The following is a 17,199-nucleotide window of genomic DNA, read 5'->3' on the forward strand; positions in this document are numbered from 1 at the left end:
GAATTAATGAATAAAGTCAAAACATAGACTTAAATATCTAATGAATAAAAAACTAATTTGGAAAATTGTTAAGAATATACTGAAAGTAGTTGTTACTGTTGCTGCTCTTTATTGGGTATTTAGTAAGGTTTCTATCCAAGATCTAAAAGATGCTCTATTAAAATCAAATCCGCTGTTCCTTTTATTCGCATTTTTAGCATATGCCATCTCAATACTAATATCATCATCTCGCTTACTTAGCTTCTTAACTGCAATCGGACTTCATGTTTCTGAGAGATATAATTTTAAACTTTATCAACTTGGCTTGTTTTATAATCTTTTCTTGCCTGGAGGTGTTGGAGGTGATGGATATAAAATATATTTTCTTCGAAAAAAGTATAGTATTAAAGGTCGAAAGTTACTTGGAGCATTATTCTTTGACCGATTAAGTGGTCTGTGGGCGTTATGTTTAATAATTGCGGCATTAATCATTTTTATGCCTCAACTTGGAATTCCTAATTACTTAACAATTTTAGGATTTATCTTGGGTACAACGCTTTATTATTTTTTGGTAGGCAAATTTTTCAATGATTTTAAGGCAAATTTCATCAAAACACATCTAAAAGCAATAGGTGTACAGTCAATGCAAGTAATTGCTGCTATTATGATATTATACGCCCTAGGCTTTGATGGAAAATTTTCTCCTTATCTCTTTCTCTTTCTCGCTTCTTCATTAGTGGCAATAATTCCATTTTCCGTTGGAGGATTGGGTATGCGAGAGCTAGTTTATATGTGGGGAGCTAATTTTTTTCACCTTGATTCACATTTAGCTGTCTTGATTAGTCTACTATTTTATATTATATCGGCATTCATGGCCTTTACTGGTTCGTACTACATATTTCATCCCTCTGCTTTAGGGACCGAAAAATTACCATCTGTTAAAGAAATAGAAGAATCTCAGACGGAAGATTAAATAAATAAACATGGCAAATATTATAATAACAGGAGCAAGCAGTGGAATTGGGTTTGAAGCTGTATTGGATCTCACGGCAAAAAAAGAAAATAATGTTATCGCACTTGCTCGATCTGCAGATAAACTAAAGCGCCTTCACGAAATTGCTAAGGATTTGAATTTCGACGGGGGTAATTTATATCCAGCTCAGTTTGATATTGTTTATGATGATTATCAAACCTTATTACCATTTATCAAATCAAAATTTGAACAGGTAGATATCCTGATCAATAATGCAGGGGTGCTTATCAATAAACCTTTTATGGATAGTTCATTGGAAGAAATTGCATCGATGTTTCAAACCAATGTATTGGCACATGCTAATATGATTCAACATATCGTCCCTTTAATGCCCGAAGGATCTCATATTCTCAATATAGGAAGTATGGGCGGTTTTCAAGGCTCTTCCAAGTTTAGTGGCTTAGCGGCTTATTCTTCTAGTAAAGCAGCGTTGGCAGTATTAACAGAGTGCTTGGCTGAAGAATTTAAGGGTAAAGGTATCCGCGTAAATTGTCTTGCTCTTGGATCTGCACAAACTGAAATGTTTGAAGCAGCTTTTCCAGGAATAGAAGCTGGTAAACTCGCTTTTGAGATGGGAAGATATATTGCAGAATTTGCCCAAAATGGACATCAATATTATAATGGTAAAATTCTACCTGTAGCATTAACAACTCCTTAATAAAAAAGTCTCAAAAGTAGCGTGCCCCCAGAAAGTGTTAAACTTTTCGGGGGCATTGCACAAAGATGCTTTTTTATAAACCAATATGTTCATTTTTATTGGATTTCGGTCCATCTTTACTGATTGCCTTTGGGTTATCTTTCAAGTAATGCCAAGTAATCTTATCTTCAAATTGTTGACCTTTACTTGATGCTTTTACCTGGATAATATTATCTCCTTCTTTCAATTTAACATTTTGAAAAATATAATGGACATCAGTTTCTCCGATAACAAAGTTCTTTTCCTCAACACCATTGACCAACAAAGTAGGTGTTCCTAAATTAGAATAAACTGTCACCGGAGTAATCTCGTTTACTCTCTCAATAACACGTCTTTGTGTCAGATATAATACAGGTTCTTTACTCCAGTTAGCTTTATACCAATAAAAAGGATCTTTCTTGAGTTTTCTATCAAACGTAACCAATCCTTTGTAATTCCTTGGTTCAACATTGAGTGCTGTAATCGGAGTAGCAAAGTCAAATGTATTCCAAAGATAAGAGGCCAAAAAGATCGGATGTCTTTTTATCGTTCCCCAATGTATTTCATGGAACTTTGTTGAAAATTCTTCAGGAAAAAATGCTGGATTCACCCATTGATTACCTACATCTCCAACAACCTCTTGTTGATGACTAGGATTAGCCTCGGCTCCATACTCTGAAAAAATAATTTTATAATCTTTAAAATCTTTTGAGATTTGATCTGCCCACTTATCAACATCACGAATAACGCCATTATACCATCCGAAATAATGATTGATTCCCTGTATATCTGCATTATTATTTACAGCATGGTTGATGACATTATAGCCGCTCACTTGCACCGTATAGCGATATGGATCTTCGGTCTTAGCTAAATCATTTAATTTTGTCGTTAACTCGATTGTGTACGCATTAGGCGTATAAACCTCATTATGGAGACCCCATGTATAAATAGAAGGATGATTATAGTTTTGTCTTATAAGTTCTGTCAATTGCTGTTTTGCATTTGCTTCCTCTAAGGTCGTTACACGATTAACAAATGGGATTTCTGCCCAAACAATAAATCCAATACTATCGCATTTTTCATAGAAGTATGCAGATTGTTGATAATGAGCTAATCGAATCGTAGTTGCTCCAATTTCCTTGATGATAGCCAAATCTTCATCATGATCAGCATTTGATAAAGCGGAGCCCTTTCCCCATCGATCCTGATGTCTTGTTACTCCATACATTGGATACTTAATATCATTCAAAAAGAATCCCTCTCCTGTTCTTAATTCAAATTTTCGTAAACCTAGAGGCTGAATCACTTCATCTAGTACAGTATTTCCATCAACAAGCTGTGTAACTACTTTATATAGATATGGGTCCTCCAGACCTTGCCATAAATGTGGATTTGTTAAATTAAAGTCTTGCATTACTTCTTGTCTACCCTGCGGAAGTAAACGATATTTTTTTATATTCTTGGCTTTCACAGCGCCGTTTTGTTCAAAAATCGTTGACACCACCTGTAAATCTCTTGCGTCATGATTTTTATTTTCAAGTTTCACTTTTAAATTTATTGATGCACTTTTTTTATTAACGTCCTTTTGACTTATATATACTCCTGAAGAAGCATAATCGGATACTGCAATATTAATCTTATCCGTCACAATAAGTTCAACCGGACGATAAATACCACCATACATAGGGAATAGCGTATGATTGACTGGTATTACTTGTGGAGTTGCTTCATTGTTAACTTTTACAAGAATCTCATTTTCAACTCCAAATTTCAACATATTAGTCAATTCCAACACGAATGCCGAATAGCCCCCTTGATGTCTTCCCACAATCTGATAATTACCATTTATAGCTGACGCATCATAAACTACATTTCCCTTTTCCTTCTTCGCAGGCAACGGTGAATTATTAATGTAAACTTCTGTGTTTGTATTTACACCTTCAAATTTTACAAAAATGCGCTTACCATTCCAAGAAGATTCGGGAATAAAAGTTTTACGATAATAGGCATCTCCTACATAAAATTTTTCATTAGATGTAAATCGATCATTACGTACTTGCATATCTTTTGAGTTCCATGTATGGGGAACAGCTATAGATTGCCATGTTCCAGAAAAAACATTCCCATACTGTAAGAGATCTGTAGTAAAGGGGCCCTTTTTGAAAGCCCAATCTTGATTGAAAGAAATAACTTCTCTAGAAAAGGAAACTGAGGTTAAAATTGTTAAGAAAAATAAGGTGACGATTGCCTTGAAATTCATAATAATAAAATAAAGGTTTTGTTCAATAGTATCCATCATAAACACGATGATGGAGTGTAAAACAAAGATATAAACCTAATTGTATTACAAAGAAGAATTGACTTTACTAGAAAACTACATAGAAGTTAATATTGAGCAAAAAAATGCTGTAGCATCACAGAAAACCAATTTACAACGTTATCGTACTTTTACTAAAATAGAGATGATGTCACTTAAATAATACTAACTACAGGTTACTATTATAAGCTTTTTATCCATTTAACTACATCATTCAAGACTTCACTATTCATGGTTTCACTAATATGCTCATACTCTGAAACAGCCCCAGTTGTCGATTTTTGAAATAAGTGATTCAATCCTTCATATTTCTTTAGAACTGTTTTTGGATTATATGGTAGATTATTCTTTAAACTTTTTAGATTTTGGTCAGCAGGAACCTGAACATCTAAACTCCCAAATGCGGCATAAACCGGCACTGTAATTTTTTTAATAAAAGGAATGGGATCAATCCGCATGAAATATCTATAAGATGGCAACAAGAGTGTCTCTAATTCCAATTTACTCGATGAATTCAATTTTGCTGGATCTATTTTCATATTATCAAGAATCATTGCCATAGCCTCCATATGCGGCCTATTACTTTTAACAACCTCAAAATTCCTTTTATTAATCTCTTTGGCATGTGATAATGCTAGTTCTGACATGCCTGCTACTTTACCAATGCGATATAGCTGTGATACCATTAGAGAGTCGATAGGAATGGCTGGACCTGCCAAAGAAACAATAAAAGAAAGCGCCGGAAATTTTTGTCCAGCCAACAATTCTGCGATTAAACCACCCTCACTATGCCCGATAATACCAATTTTGCCGGGATCTACATTTGGTCTTTCTTTTAGAAAATCTATTGCTGCCATTGCGTCTTTACTGAAATTCTCAATTGAGGCATTTATAAAACTTCCTTTTGAAAGTCCGACCCCCCGATCGTCGTAGCGAAGAACAACAATATTATTTTTTGTTAAAAAATCTGATAATATTCGAAAAGGTTCATGTCCCATTAATGTTTCATTGCGATCCTGGGGACCGCTTCCTGTCACTAAAACTACTGCAGGGAATTTACCTTTTTGTCTAGGTGTGGTTAAGGTGCCACTTAATAGGACATCATCATATTTATTTCTAAAATTGACATCTACTGTATCGTATGAATAAGGAGGAAAAACACGTTGAGATCTTATTGTCTTGATATTATTAGGGGTTACCTTTATTTTCATAAGATCTAACTTGGCTCGAAATGTCCCTTGTTGAAACTCACCACCTATTAAATCATCCCGTTCCATTTTCCCGATATAACTAATTCCTCCTTCAATCAGTACTTCGATTCCGTTACCATTAACGTTTGCCTTCGCGGGAATGCCAAAGGCTCCCTGATCTGGACTATCCGCTGTTGCCTTCCATACACCATTTTCCTGAGATAAATGAATTATAAAAACCAAACTGGAATGTCCTACTTGCAAATTACCTTTCCAGTCCCCTACGAAAGTTTGGGAAAAAGCAGTTATTGTTATAAACAACAGGAGAAATGTACCAACTATTTTTTTAATCATTATATGTAATAAAAGAGAATAAAGAAGATAAAGCTTCCATTAACATTACAACAAGTACCAAAATCAAGCCATTATAATTTTTTTCTATTTATAACAGTAGGAAATCCTTTAAATAAGTAAATAGAAGAAATAGATCAGCAAGCAAAGGCTGAGAATAACACCAAAAAAGGGATAATTCAATCTGCTTTATCAACATTTTGGTTACCCAGTGGATTTACTACATTCTGGAAATTAAATCTACTATCGGGTTTAGCCATTTAGTTGTATTTAATAAAGCCATACAATAAATGACAGACCTTGCAACCAATACGGTTATTAGCATATCTATAAATCTCAGACTCGAATTCAATATTTTTCAAACTAGAAATATAATGATTGATAATAAAGATGTTGTTAAGATATTGTGATATAATAATTGTAAAAAGCTAGCCTTGTTGGATTTAAAACTCATCATCCCAGGAAAGGAATCTCCTAAAAACAAGCTACAAAAGCACCGATTATAAACGAAATAAGACCAATAGATAAGAGTTTTGTCTCCGAAAGATTATCAAATGGATTTAAAAGTATTTTATTCATAGTCCTTATTTAAAATTTCTTGATTAACCTTAGAAATGATCGTATTGAGTTCGCATTTCTTTTGGGTACCTATCAAAAGTCTAGACCCGCTTTTAAAGATCAATTCCAACCCATGTGATCCTTTGGTATTATAGGCTTTACCTTTTCTTCCAATGCGATACCCCCAACCTCCATAGTCGTATATAGGATTATAATCCTTTACAGAAACCTGTGCTACTTCTGACCAAGGAATAAATTTACTTTTCAATAGAAAGGGAAAGAAGTGAATCATAATTCCTTGAGAGTTTATTGTTGTTTTTAATTTAATGAACGAAAATATAATAATAATAGCAGCAATAATCCAAAACCCAGGATTTACACTTAATTCTTTGAAATTACCATCTTTTATATCATTCCATTCATAATTTAAAGTCGATAATAATAAAAAGACGATCAAAATCACCATCCACCAACTCCAAAAAGACTGTTTCTCTTTAAAAACCATACTAATCATTATTTTTTAAACCCAACAACTTATCAATAAGATCATCTAACTTATTTCTTACGGTAGGATAACTCTTGCCTAATTGATTTGCCATCTCTTTCAGACTTCCTGATTTTAATAAAAACTCAAGTACAAAATCCTGTTCCTCAAGAGTTAATTGCGTCCAAATTGGCAACATAAATTTACCGCTAACCTCAGTATTGCATGAAGAACAAGTTAATTTACTGACATCTAATTTTGTATCACAGCTAGGGCATATGTTTGGAAATTTTTTCATCTCTTCTATAAATATAAATATTATTAATAATAATATAAATTTTATAAAAGTATTATTAAACATAATTTAAAATATGAGCGATCAATAATTATTCGTAAAGTATATTAATAATTATATTTGCTGTAAATAATTATTAGATTTAAACATGAAGAAGATTATTGGATTTATTCTGACACCCATTTTTTATTTCTTTTTTGCCTTGTGCCTTTTAGTTTTTCACCCTATACAATGGTTGAGCCTAAAGTTTGGCGGATATACAGCACATAAAAAGAGTGTCGATATTCTTAATTTCTTTCTCACCTATTGCAATATTTTGCTGTTTAATACGATATCTTTTACTGATAATAAAAACATTCCAACCGGACAGCCCATTATTTTCGTTGCAAATCATCAAAGTACATTTGATATACCGGCTATGATCTATTTTCTGCGAAGATTTCATGGAAAATTCATTTCAAAAATAGAACTAGCGAAGGGAATTCCAAGTATTTCCTTCAATTTGAAACATGGTGGGGCAGCAAATATTGACCGTAAGGACTCAAAACAGTCTATCGGTGAAATATTAAAACTTGCAAATAATATGAAGACCAAAAACTGGTCAGCTTTTATTTTCCCGGAAGGTACTCGCACTCGAGATGGTAAAATGAAGCCTTTTCATGTTGGCGGAATAGCTACATTATTAAAGAAAAATCCCGATGCACTAATTGTTCCTATCGCAATAAATGGTTCATATGAAATGACTAAAAATGGCTTATTTCCTCTTACACCCTTTGTCAAAATGAGCTGGGAAGTTTTAGATCCTATTAATAAAACTGATAAAACTTTGGAAGAAATAGTATTAGAAGCTGAACAGAAGATCCGTTTAAAAGTCAAAAATGGTTAGATTATTTAACCTGCCGACCTTTCCAATCATATTTACCGATATTACCAAGTATACCAATATACACGAGGTATATTATATGAAACGAGGAAAGAATTGGTAAATACCGCATTAACTCCTCTCTCTTAGAAAACTGAGTTAAGGGTTGAATAAATAGATATTCAACTATGATTTTAGCGATTAATACTACCAAAAAAGTAAAAAGATAGGAATAATGATAAAATAAACCTACGATAAGACAGGTAAGCATACAAAAGTTGAATAACCAAATTGTGATTCCGAGTAACACAATTGCTTTATTTTTATATTTTGTACTCTTAGAAGCCCAACGCTTCCGCTGACTTATAAATGACCTAATTGTAGGCTTAGCATCGGTATAAACCACTGCATCTGTAGATTTACAGAATCCTATTTTATGTGGATATTTTGCAGCAACTTTATGCAAAAATAATTCATCATCACCAGATGCTAATTCATCGATACCGGCAAATCCACCCATTTCATAAAAAATATCTTTTCGATATGCCAAATTTGCTCCGTTGCAAGTTGTCGGATTTTTATTACCAATACCTGCTGCGCCTAAGCCTATTAAATATAAAAACTCAAGTGTTTGAAGTCTTTCAAAAAATGATTTCTCTTCTGAATACACTACAGGAGAAGATAAAAGATATAAGTCTTGAGTTTCAAAATAGCTAATGATTGTCATTAACCAATTTTCACCCATCCTACAATCAGCGTCAGTTGTAACAATGATCTCTCCTGTACATAAATCAATAGCCTTCGCTATAGCAAGCTTTTTATATGAATTCAATTTATTGCTCTCATTCAACTGAATTAATTGTACTCCTCTGTGCGCGTAGGACAATACAACATCACTTGTCCGATCAGTAGAATGGTCATCGATTACAATTAATTCAAACTGTTCAGGTGGAAATTTTTGATTAAGTACAGCATCAATAGTACGTGCTATACCATTTTCTTCATTACGTGCAGCTATAATAATAGAAATACGTTTGACCGGTAAACAGTTCGATATTACAGTTGGTATTTCAAACCAACCTTTCCGCATATACAGAACCAGAGCGATATACACAATCGCCAATATTATCGTAATAAAACTAAGACTTAGAATCACCAAAAAAATTTATTTTCAAAACAAAAATAGAACCTAAAACAGCTGGAAGTATCAAATTAACGAACCAAATACAAGAAACAATTGCCATCACGGCTAGTTCTTGATTTGTGATATAACTATAAAGATTACCTGCAACAAAACTTCTTACACTAAAATCAAAAATATCCAATGTCGGTAATGCGGCCTGCACAAAGAAAAGAATAAATATCATCAAAATCATTGCCACGAATGGTAATTCTGGTAAAATGACCAACATTAAAATAATGTACTGAGAAGTAAAAATGATAAATCTTGCCAACGATATCAATATGACAACAAGCAATTCCTTAAAAGTATACTCTTCCAAAATAGAAAAGAAAGGTTTGATACGTTCTAGAAATTTAATTCGACCAACCAATAAATCAATCCAATGCACATTAAAATAAAGTACTAAAAAACCTGTCGCATACAATATTGCTAATAACCAAATTCCAAACTCTATAGAAACCGGAGTATCCATATAAGTACATGCAAACCAAGCAATACTTAAAGCACCAGCTATACTGGTTAATACAAGTTGTGCAAATAACCCAACTCCCATTGCTATAGCACCTTTTGCTCGATTTTCAGGTTTCAAAAACAAAACACGACCTCCATATTCACCAATCCTATTTGGAGTAAAAATAGCCCATGTTAATCCACTAAATACCGATTGAAATGCACGTCCAAAAGATATTCTTTCAATTCTAATAGCCAAATATTGCCATTTTACAACTTCAAGCATCCAATTAACAAACATCAAGAACACGATTAAGCTAAATGTCAACCAGAAATAATGAGGATCTATACCTGCGATTAATGTTTCAAACTTCAGAAGATTTTTAGGATCGGATAATTGTTGATAAATATACCATCCAGCAAAAGCTAGTACCGCAATTTTTATCAATATCCCGCTATATTTTTTTTGAACCTTTGTTAGCATTTATCAATTTTGGACACAATGTTACTAAATATTAATCAAAGCTAAAGTTATTTTATGGCAATATTAGTATCCATTACATCTTCATTTTTGAATCGTTACGAAATAAAAAATGTAATATTGCACATGCAGAAGGAGAAAGCAAAAGAGAGAATTATTTTAGGTATTGACCCCGGAACAGCTGTTCTAGGTTACGGAATCATACGTGAACAAGGAAACAATATCAGTCTCATTACTATGGGAGTCGTGAAAATGGGGCATCTTGATGACCATGCTCTGAAACTCCAACGTATATTTAAAAAAACTACTGCTTTAATAGAGGAATATAAACCGGACAGTGTTGCATTAGAAGCTCCATTTTATGGAAAAAACATACAAGTAATGTTGAAATTAGGAAGAGCACAAGGTGTCGCTATGGCCGCCGCATTAAATTTTGATATTCCTATATTTGAATATGCTCCACGAAAAATAAAGCAATCAGTAACTGGAAATGGAAATGCAACCAAAGAGCAAGTAGCAGGCATGCTCAAATCATTATTAAAATTTAATGAAAGCCCTGAATTTTTAGACGCAACAGATGGATTAGCTGTTGCTGTTTGTCATTCCTTTCAAAAAAATGCGACCTCCGAAACTGGCAAAAGTTACAGTGGTTGGAGTGCATTTGTAAAAGATAATGAAAAAAGAATCAAGTAATTATAGCTGTACTTGCCTTATAACATTTTTCACATTTAATTCAACAATATCAGTCATCGATTTACACTTCAAATACTGTTCACTTGAATGAGAAATTGCATAAGCTTCACGCAATTGTTTTATATTTTCCTCTGTCGATAATTGTTGGGTTTTTGATGCGTCCCTAAGGTCAGCGATCCGATGCCTTTCACTACGTACACGATGTACAATAGATGATCGCTCTTCTTGTTGATATTGAGAAACCGTTTTTTCTGTCAAATGTTCCATTGAAAGTTGCACATAAGGAAAGTTTTCTTTGAAAAATTGTGGCATGTACACTTTTGGATTGCCTTCATAAAATTGCTGGTCAAAATCAATAGCTCGAATTCTGAATTGAAAATCGTCAAAATCTGGAGTTATTTGTACGACGAAATTATAAGCGCGCATATCACCTAACAAAGTAATTATGCAACGTTCGTTAAATTTAACAAACTCCTTAGAAATACGTGTTAGATTATAATCTGGTGTATACATCCGTTGCTTGGCAAAAGTATCACCAGGGATTCCAACAATATGTTCCTCAACCAAAGTTTCATTATCGACCATATAATTTACCTGATTTGGCGATAAGATTTCCTCCAATTCTAAGCCATAAATACGAGATGCATCAGCTTGCTTAATATAAAAATAATCATAAACATCATTCAGTCGGTTTACAATACGAATTCGAAAAGGCCTTGTATTACCAAACGCACAATACTCAACACGATCAATATACTTATGTTGCACAATACGGGTATTACCCGATGCCTTTAATTTAGCATATATTACTTTCAAACCTTCATATAAATGATCAATCAGATATGGTGGATATAATGGCGTTTCCCAAAAAGTGTCGTTACCGTATTTATCCAATACAGGTATAGTTTCAGTAAAAGATAAAAGATCCTTATAAGTAATAGGAAGCTTTGCATCACGTTGATATAGTCTCAAGTATTTATGTAATCCCTCTCCTACTGCAAAAATGGGTTTCTTCCTTGAAATTTTAACATCTTCTATTTCCATAAATATCTTTTTAAAATCAAATGCCAATAGCAATAAAAATCTATACAAAATTTGTTATTTAAATATCACATTAACAATATGTATATAAAATTTTTACTAAATTTACATAGATAAACCAACAAATCTTAGTATTTTTGAAAAATTTAAAAATTTAATCCGATACGACTATTTGGTAATAAATTATCGGTTTGGGTTAACTTAATTAATAACAGCACTTTTAATGGAAAACAACTATTCTAATTACGATTTAGACAATCTTGATATTCAGATATTATCAATTTTGATGAATGATGCGTCTATTCCTTATACAGAAATAGCAAAAAAGTTAATTGTATCTGGTGGCACTATACATGTACGCATGAAAAAAATGGAAGAACTAGGTATTATTAAAGGATCCAACTTAATTATTAATCCTCAGAAAGTTGGTTTCGATATCACTGCCTTCTTAGGGATTTACCTTGAAAAAGGATCTCAATACTCTGATGCTGTTGCTCAATTAAAAGAAATTAAAGAAGTCGTTGAATTACATTACTGCACGGGACAATATAGTATTTTTGCAAAAATAATCTGTCGCGATACTGTACACCTGCGTAAAGTATTAAATGAAGATATACAATCTGTACAAGGAATTCAGCGTACTGAGACTATTATATCTCTTGAAGAGAGTATAAAAAGACAGATTAGTTTAGTCTAGTCTAAATTATTAATCGTATAAACAAAAAAGCACAAAATATATTTTGTGCTTTTTTGTTTATACGATTTTTTCTAAAATATTAATATAATCGTCAATGCCTTTCCTAATTTCATCCAAGAAAATAAACTCATCGGCCATATGCGATCGTCCGGAGAAGCCCGGTCCTAACTTCACAGAAGGTATCCGCAACAATGCTTGATCACTCATTGTAGGAGAGCCATAAGTCTTTTTTCCAAGACTAACACCTGACAAAACAAGAGGATGATCTTCTGGAATAGAAGATGAATTTAAACGTGTTGAACGAGCATGGACATCAGATTGTACATGTAGTTTTATTATTTCTAATGTTTCTTCATTACTGTATGCATCTGTTGTTCTAACATCGACAACATAATCGCAAGTTGCGGGAACAACATTATGTTGAACACCACACTGAATCATCGTCACGGACATTTTAATGGGTCCTAATTTATTTGATTCACGCTCAAACTGGTAGGATCTAAACCATTCGATATCTGCTAATGCATTATATAAAGCATTTTCTCCCTCATCTCGTGCAGCATGGCCTGATATGCCATGAGCAGTGCAATCTAATACCATTAGGCCCTTTTCTGAGATCGCTAAATCCATTAAAGTTGGTTCTCCTACTATAGCAAAATCTAAAGTTCCTAAATCTGAAACAATTGATTCAATTCCACATTTACCGGAGATTTCCTCTTCAGCAGTAGCTGCTAAACAAAAATTATATTTTAAATCTTTGTCTTCATAAAAATGTAGAAAAGTTGCAATCAAAGAAACCAAACATCCACCTGCATCATTACTTCCTAATCCATAAAGCTTTCCATCTACTATATCTGGAGAAAATGGATCTCTTGTATAACCAGTGTTTGGTTTTACAGTGTCATGATGTGAGTTCAACAGTATCGTAGGTTTATCGGTACTATACCATTTATTATAAACCCAAATATTATTTGCTTTTCTGTAGGGAACAATTCCTTTCGCAGTAAAGAATTGTGCTATTATCGTTGCAGTTTCTTCTTCCTCTCTACTAAAAGAAGGGGTACGTATTAAAGACTTTAATAAGGCTAAACTTTCTTCAAATAACTCAACTCGATTATTCATTGTAGAGGCCTCCAGCTTTTTGTGCAGACAATTTTATTCCTTTAATAAATGCGGAACTGAAACCATGGTGTTCCATTTCATTAAGCCCTGCAATAGTACACCCCTTAGGCGAAGTCACCTTATCAATTTCACTTTCAGGATGTGATTGAGTTTGCAATAATAAATCTGCGGCACCTTTTGCTGTCTGAACAGCCATTTTAAGAGCATCATGCGCATGAAAACCAATTTCTACTCCACCCTGTGAAGCTGCTCGTATAGCTCTCAAGAAAAAAGCAATACCACAAGCACATAATGCAGTAGCAGAAGTCATTAAATCTTCGTTAATAACTACAACTGCGCCCACCGTTTCAAACATAACTTCTACATCCTTCACAATATCTGAAGGTGCATTATCAGTTGCAATACATGTCATCGACTGACCAATTGCAATTGCTGTATTTGGCATTGCCCTTACGACCAATGCATTTACACCAAGCACTTCTTTTATATCAACGCAACTTACCCCAGATACAACAGATACAAAAACCTGATTAGAACCTTGAACTATCGGAGCTATTTCTTCCAAAACTTTTCGTAATTGTTGAGGTAAAATTGCAAAGACAATAATATCGGCATCTCTAACTGCTTCGATATTACTATCTGTAACAACAAAACCATCTTCCCTTTCTTGATTTAAGGCTTTAATATTACGTCTTGTTAAAGTGATTTGATCCGCATTACAAAACTGATTTTTTACTAATCCTTTTGCAAGAGACAAACCAATATTCCCCGTTCCGATAATGGTAATTCTTTTCATGATTAAAATTCTATTTTAAGGTCAAACAAGTGCCAAATTGGCCCTGTTGGAATAAGTGCAAATTATTGGCATGACCAATATACACATTCCGAACACCTTTTTGTATAGCATCGAATGCATTTTGCAATTTTGGTACCATTCCATCATGAATAACACCGTCTTCCTTTAACTGTAAAAATTCGTCGGCACGGATTGAATTAATTACAGACTGTTCATCATTGATATCTTTAAGTACACCATTTTTTTCAAAACAATATACTAGAGATGTATCATATAATGATGACAGCCCAACAGCTAAAGCTGATGCGATCGTATCTGCATTGGTATTTAAAAGTTGTCCTAAACCATTATGAGTTATTGCAGAAAATACAGGAACAAATCCCGCTTCCAAAAATTTCTTAATAGAAGCAGTATTGACAGAATCGTGCAAAATATCCCCGACAAAGCCGTAATCAATATCTTTAACAGGTCGCTTTATTGCTTTAATTGTACCTCCATCCGCACCACTTAAACCAATAGCATCACATTGTAAAACTTGAAGCTTTGCAACAATATTTTTATTAGTTAAACCCGCATACACCATTGTAACAACCCGCAACATTGCTTCATCTGTAATTCTTCTGCCTTCCACCATCTTAGCTTCAATTCCCAAATCTGTTGCAATACGTGTCGCAATCTTTCCTCCTCCATGCACTAAGATTTTTTTGCCAGGCAAAGCCGCAAATTTTTCCAAAAATGAGTCTAACAATACTTCATCATCGATAATATTGCCACCAATTTTTATAATATTAAGGCCACTATTTGACATCTTTCTCTCTAAATCTTCCAAAATAATTTATTTACAGACCTATTTATTTTTTTCTAAGCTTTCAAGCATACGTTTTAAAACAACCTGTGCAGCCCATACACGATTACCAGCTTCCTTAATGACCAAAGAATTAGGCCCATCAAGTACCTCTGCGGATAATTCTAAATCACGTCTTACTGGTAAGCAATGCATAACCTTTGCGTCATTTGTTAACGCTAATTTCTCATTATCAATTAACCAATTTTCAATAACTGGATATACTTCACCATATTCCTCATAAGAAGACCAATTCTTAACATAAACAAAATCTGCATTTTTGAGACTCTGATCTAGATCATTTGAAATCTTCGCACCCTCAGTAAACTCTTCAGACAATTGATATCCCTCTGGATGTGCTATAGTGAAATCGACCAAGCCTTCAACCTGCGCTTGACACATCCACTCTGAAAAAGAATTTGGTACCGCTTGTGGCAAAGCTTTTACATGTGGTGCCCACGCTAAAACAACCTTTGGTTTTTCTGTGACTTTATATTCACTTATTGTTATAATATCAGTTAAACTCTGTAAAGGATGGCGGGTTGCACTTTCCAAAGACACAACTGGAACACCACAATATTCGATAAACTTATTAAATAAATCTTCAGAGTAATCCTCATCCCTATTTTTCAATTTAGGAAAAGAACGTAAGCCCAAAATATCACAATACTCACCCATTACCGCTGCGGCCTCACGGATATGTTCAACAGTAGTTCCGTTCATTACGACACCATCTTGAGTCTCCAATGCCCATCCATCTTTATCCATATTCATAACCATGACATTCATTCCTAAATTCATAGCTGCTTTTTGAGTACTTAAACGTGTGCGCAAACTTGGGTTTAAAAATACCAGACCCAATGTTTTGTATTTGCCCAAACTTTCCAAAGTGTTAGGGTTAGCTTTCAACTCCATTGCTTCTTTAACTATTTCAGAAACACTAGCAACATCTTTAACTGAAAAAAACTTTTTCATATATTTATCTTATTCAAAAAACTAACCTTCCAAAATTTCTGTAAAAGCCGTTAAAAATTGATCGGCCATTTCTTTTGTTGTATTTAATGCGGGCAATAAGCGTATTACAGTAGGCTTTGCTTCACCTGTAAATATTCTATGCTTTTCCAACAGATCTTTCCTTACATGCGCTAATTCACTAGGTAAATCAATACCTATCATCAGTCCTCTTCCTCTTACTTCAGAAATTTGATCAAACTTGCGTAATTCTTCAATTAAATAAGATCCAACAGTCGCTGCATTTTGAATTAAACTATCCTGTTGAATAACTTCTAAGACAGCAACAGCGGCTGCACAAGCCAAATGATTTCCCCCAAAAGTAGTTCCCAGCATACCGTATGATGCCACAAATTTTGGAGCGATGCTAATTGCACCGATAGGAAAACCATTACCCATACCTTTTGCCATAGTATAAATATCAGCTTCTATCCCAGAATAATCATGAGAATAAAACAAACCAGAACGGCCATAACCACACTGTACTGAATCAGCGATAAATACAGAAGCATATTGATCGCAGAGTGTGCGTATCAGACGAAGAAATGAAACAGACGCTTCCCTTATGCCACCAACACCCTGTATACCTTCAATAATCACCGATGAAATTTCCTCGCCATAATTTTTGAAAGCATTAGATATAGCATCTTCATCATTAAAAGGTAAGAAAATGACGTTATCAGTCTCATTGACAGGAGCAATAATATTTGGATTATCAGTACAAGCTACTGCCAAAGATGTACGACCGTGAAATGCCTTTGAAAAAGCAATCACTTTTTTTCTTGAATTATAAAAAGAAGCCAACTTTAACGCATTTTCATTTGCCTCTGCACCTGAATTACATAAAAACAAATGATAATCCTCTTTCCCAGAAACTTTACCTAATAATTGAGCTAATTCACGCTGAATAGGAATCTCCACAGAATTCGAATAAAATCCAATTTGATTTAATTGTTCTGTGATACGTTGAACATAATGTGGATGCGTATGACCAATTGAAATCACAGCATGACCACCATATAAATCCAAGTAAGGATTTTCTTCGGCATCCCACACCGTTGAGCCCTGTGCTCTTACAATATTGATTGGATTAATGGGATAAACGTTAAATAAGTCCATTGATAATGAATAAA

General features: G+C 33.8%; 17 protein-coding genes. 5 read left to right on the forward strand and 12 right to left on the reverse strand.

The genetic code is table 11. The features are described 5' to 3' along the window. Positions 1-40 precede the first annotated feature (40 nt). On the forward strand, positions 41-952 hold the full coding sequence (locus HCX49_RS18595; protein WP_168127884.1) for a lysylphosphatidylglycerol synthase transmembrane domain-containing protein: 912 nt from the start codon (positions 41-43) through the stop codon (positions 950-952). Between the two features lie 10 nt (positions 953-962). Then, positions 963-1,670: an SDR family NAD(P)-dependent oxidoreductase gene (locus tag HCX49_RS18600; protein ID WP_021191904.1), complete on the forward strand. Its 708-nt coding sequence runs from the start codon at positions 963-965 to the stop codon at positions 1,668-1,670. A 73-nt stretch (positions 1,671-1,743) separates the two neighbouring features. On the opposite strand, the gene HCX49_RS18605 is transcribed toward HCX49_RS18600, so the two are convergent. The 4 genes from HCX49_RS18605 to HCX49_RS18620 all read right to left on the reverse strand — a co-directional run bounded on the left by HCX49_RS18605 (position 1,744) and on the right by HCX49_RS18620 (position 6,952). After that, positions 1,744-3,951 (reverse strand): glycoside hydrolase family 2 protein, encoded by a 2,208-nt coding sequence (locus HCX49_RS18605; protein ID WP_168127885.1) that lies wholly within the window; start codon positions 3,949-3,951, stop codon positions 1,744-1,746. Between the two features lie 239 nt (positions 3,952-4,190). Continuing rightward, positions 4,191-5,552 carry an alpha/beta hydrolase family protein gene (locus tag HCX49_RS18610; RefSeq protein ID WP_168127886.1) on the reverse strand — a complete coding sequence of 454 codons (1,362 nt, stop codon included), beginning with the start codon at positions 5,550-5,552 and terminating at the stop codon, positions 4,191-4,193. Positions 5,553-6,120: 568 nt separating this feature from the next. Beyond that, positions 6,121-6,612 carry a hypothetical protein gene (locus tag HCX49_RS18615; protein ID WP_168127887.1) on the reverse strand — a complete coding sequence of 164 codons (492 nt, stop codon included), beginning with the start codon at positions 6,610-6,612 and terminating at the stop codon, positions 6,121-6,123. A 1-nt stretch (position 6,613) separates the two neighbouring features. Further along, positions 6,614-6,952, reverse strand: coding sequence for a DUF2089 family protein (locus HCX49_RS18620; RefSeq protein WP_237682849.1), 339 nt, complete (start codon positions 6,950-6,952; stop codon positions 6,614-6,616). Between the two features lie 82 nt (positions 6,953-7,034). On the opposite strand from HCX49_RS18620, the gene HCX49_RS18625 reads away from it, so the two are divergent. After that, the gene (locus tag HCX49_RS18625) at positions 7,035-7,772 is read left to right on the forward strand and encodes a lysophospholipid acyltransferase family protein (RefSeq protein WP_168127888.1); all 738 of its coding nucleotides are present in this window, start codon (positions 7,035-7,037) and stop codon (positions 7,770-7,772) included. Between the two features lies 1 nt (position 7,773). On the opposite strand, the gene HCX49_RS18630 is transcribed toward HCX49_RS18625, so the two are convergent. Together HCX49_RS18630 and HCX49_RS18635 are read right to left on the reverse strand one after the other, a co-directional pair. Further along, on the reverse strand, positions 7,774-8,904 hold the full coding sequence (locus HCX49_RS18630; protein ID WP_317166843.1) for a glycosyltransferase family 2 protein: 1,131 nt from the start codon (positions 8,902-8,904) through the stop codon (positions 7,774-7,776). Next, positions 8,888-9,865 (reverse strand): lysylphosphatidylglycerol synthase domain-containing protein, encoded by a 978-nt coding sequence (locus HCX49_RS18635; RefSeq protein ID WP_132843585.1) that lies wholly within the window; start codon positions 9,863-9,865, stop codon positions 8,888-8,890. Before HCX49_RS18635 ends, HCX49_RS18630 begins: the two co-directional genes overlap by 17 nt. Before the next feature lie 123 nt (positions 9,866-9,988). On the opposite strand from HCX49_RS18635, the gene ruvC reads away from it, so the two are divergent. Beyond that, positions 9,989-10,555 carry a crossover junction endodeoxyribonuclease RuvC gene (ruvC, locus tag HCX49_RS18640; protein ID WP_132771796.1) on the forward strand — a complete coding sequence of 189 codons (567 nt, stop codon included), beginning with the start codon at positions 9,989-9,991 and terminating at the stop codon, positions 10,553-10,555. On the opposite strand, the gene HCX49_RS18645 is transcribed toward ruvC, so the two are convergent. Then, positions 10,556-11,599, reverse strand: a complete 1,044-nt coding sequence (locus HCX49_RS18645) for a hypothetical protein (RefSeq protein ID WP_168127889.1) — start codon at positions 11,597-11,599, stop codon at positions 10,556-10,558. 220 nt (positions 11,600-11,819) lie between these two features. Between HCX49_RS18645 and HCX49_RS18650 the strand changes: the two genes are divergently transcribed. After that, a complete protein-coding gene (locus tag HCX49_RS18650; RefSeq protein WP_021189698.1) occupies positions 11,820-12,293 on the forward strand; it encodes an Lrp/AsnC ligand binding domain-containing protein in 474 nt (157 codons plus the stop codon). A gap of 57 nt (positions 12,294-12,350) precedes the next feature. Here HCX49_RS18650 and HCX49_RS18655 read toward each other — a convergent pair whose 3' ends face one another. Genes HCX49_RS18655 through HCX49_RS18675 form a run of 5 tightly spaced genes read right to left on the reverse strand, consistent with a single transcriptional unit; the run spans position 12,351 to position 17,185 of the window. After that, positions 12,351-13,415 carry a M20 family metallo-hydrolase gene (locus HCX49_RS18655; RefSeq protein ID WP_132771532.1) on the reverse strand — a complete coding sequence of 355 codons (1,065 nt, stop codon included), beginning with the start codon at positions 13,413-13,415 and terminating at the stop codon, positions 12,351-12,353. Next, on the reverse strand, positions 13,408-14,211 hold the full coding sequence (gene proC, locus HCX49_RS18660; protein WP_021190952.1) for a pyrroline-5-carboxylate reductase: 804 nt from the start codon (positions 14,209-14,211) through the stop codon (positions 13,408-13,410). Before proC ends, HCX49_RS18655 begins: the two co-directional genes overlap by 8 nt. A gap of 10 nt (positions 14,212-14,221) precedes the next feature. Next, complete coding sequence (argB, locus tag HCX49_RS18665; protein WP_132771797.1) at positions 14,222-15,019, reverse strand: acetylglutamate kinase; 798 nt, start codon at positions 15,017-15,019, stop codon at positions 14,222-14,224. Positions 15,020-15,058: 39 nt separating this feature from the next. Beyond that, a complete protein-coding gene (locus HCX49_RS18670) occupies positions 15,059-16,030 on the reverse strand; it encodes an acetylornithine carbamoyltransferase (protein WP_021190950.1) in 972 nt (323 codons plus the stop codon). 21 nt (positions 16,031-16,051) lie between these two features. Continuing rightward, positions 16,052-17,185: an aspartate aminotransferase family protein gene (locus tag HCX49_RS18675; RefSeq protein ID WP_168127890.1), complete on the reverse strand. Its 1,134-nt coding sequence runs from the start codon at positions 17,183-17,185 to the stop codon at positions 16,052-16,054. Positions 17,186-17,199 lie beyond the last annotated feature (14 nt).

Origin of the sequence: Sphingobacterium sp. B16(2022), assembly GCF_012030425.1 — a bacterium.
GTDB classification, from domain to species: Bacteria; Bacteroidota; Bacteroidia; order Sphingobacteriales; family Sphingobacteriaceae; genus Sphingobacterium; species Sphingobacterium anhuiense.

Coding starts and splice junctions, on each gene's coding strand:
- HCX49_RS18595 (WP_168127884.1), top strand. CDS start 41: ATGAATAAAAAACTAATTTGGAAAATTGTTAAGAATATACTGAAAGTA.
- HCX49_RS18605 (WP_168127885.1), bottom strand. CDS start 3,951: ATGAATTTCAAGGCAATCGTCACCTTATTTTTCTTAACAATTTTAACC.
- HCX49_RS18650 (WP_021189698.1), top strand. CDS start 11,820: ATGGAAAACAACTATTCTAATTACGATTTAGACAATCTTGATATTCAG.
- HCX49_RS18625 (WP_168127888.1), top strand. CDS start 7,035: ATGAAGAAGATTATTGGATTTATTCTGACACCCATTTTTTATTTCTTT.
- HCX49_RS18670 (WP_021190950.1), bottom strand. CDS start 16,030: ATGAAAAAGTTTTTTTCAGTTAAAGATGTTGCTAGTGTTTCTGAAATA.
- HCX49_RS18620 (WP_237682849.1), bottom strand. CDS start 6,952: ATGTTTAATAATACTTTTATAAAATTTATATTATTATTAATAATATTT.
- ruvC (WP_132771796.1), top strand. CDS start 9,989: ATGCAGAAGGAGAAAGCAAAAGAGAGAATTATTTTAGGTATTGACCCC.
- HCX49_RS18615 (WP_168127887.1), bottom strand. CDS start 6,612: ATGGTTTTTAAAGAGAAACAGTCTTTTTGGAGTTGGTGGATGGTGATT.
- HCX49_RS18675 (WP_168127890.1), bottom strand. CDS start 17,185: ATGGACTTATTTAACGTTTATCCCATTAATCCAATCAATATTGTAAGA.
- HCX49_RS18600 (WP_021191904.1), top strand. CDS start 963: ATGGCAAATATTATAATAACAGGAGCAAGCAGTGGAATTGGGTTTGAA.
- HCX49_RS18635 (WP_132843585.1), bottom strand. CDS start 9,865: ATGCTAACAAAGGTTCAAAAAAAATATAGCGGGATATTGATAAAAATT.
- HCX49_RS18655 (WP_132771532.1), bottom strand. CDS start 13,415: ATGAATAATCGAGTTGAGTTATTTGAAGAAAGTTTAGCCTTATTAAAG.
- proC (WP_021190952.1), bottom strand. CDS start 14,211: ATGAAAAGAATTACCATTATCGGAACGGGGAATATTGGTTTGTCTCTT.
- argB (WP_132771797.1), bottom strand. CDS start 15,019: ATGTCAAATAGTGGCCTTAATATTATAAAAATTGGTGGCAATATTATC.
- HCX49_RS18645 (WP_168127889.1), bottom strand. CDS start 11,599: ATGGAAATAGAAGATGTTAAAATTTCAAGGAAGAAACCCATTTTTGCA.
- HCX49_RS18610 (WP_168127886.1), bottom strand. CDS start 5,552: ATGATTAAAAAAATAGTTGGTACATTTCTCCTGTTGTTTATAACAATA.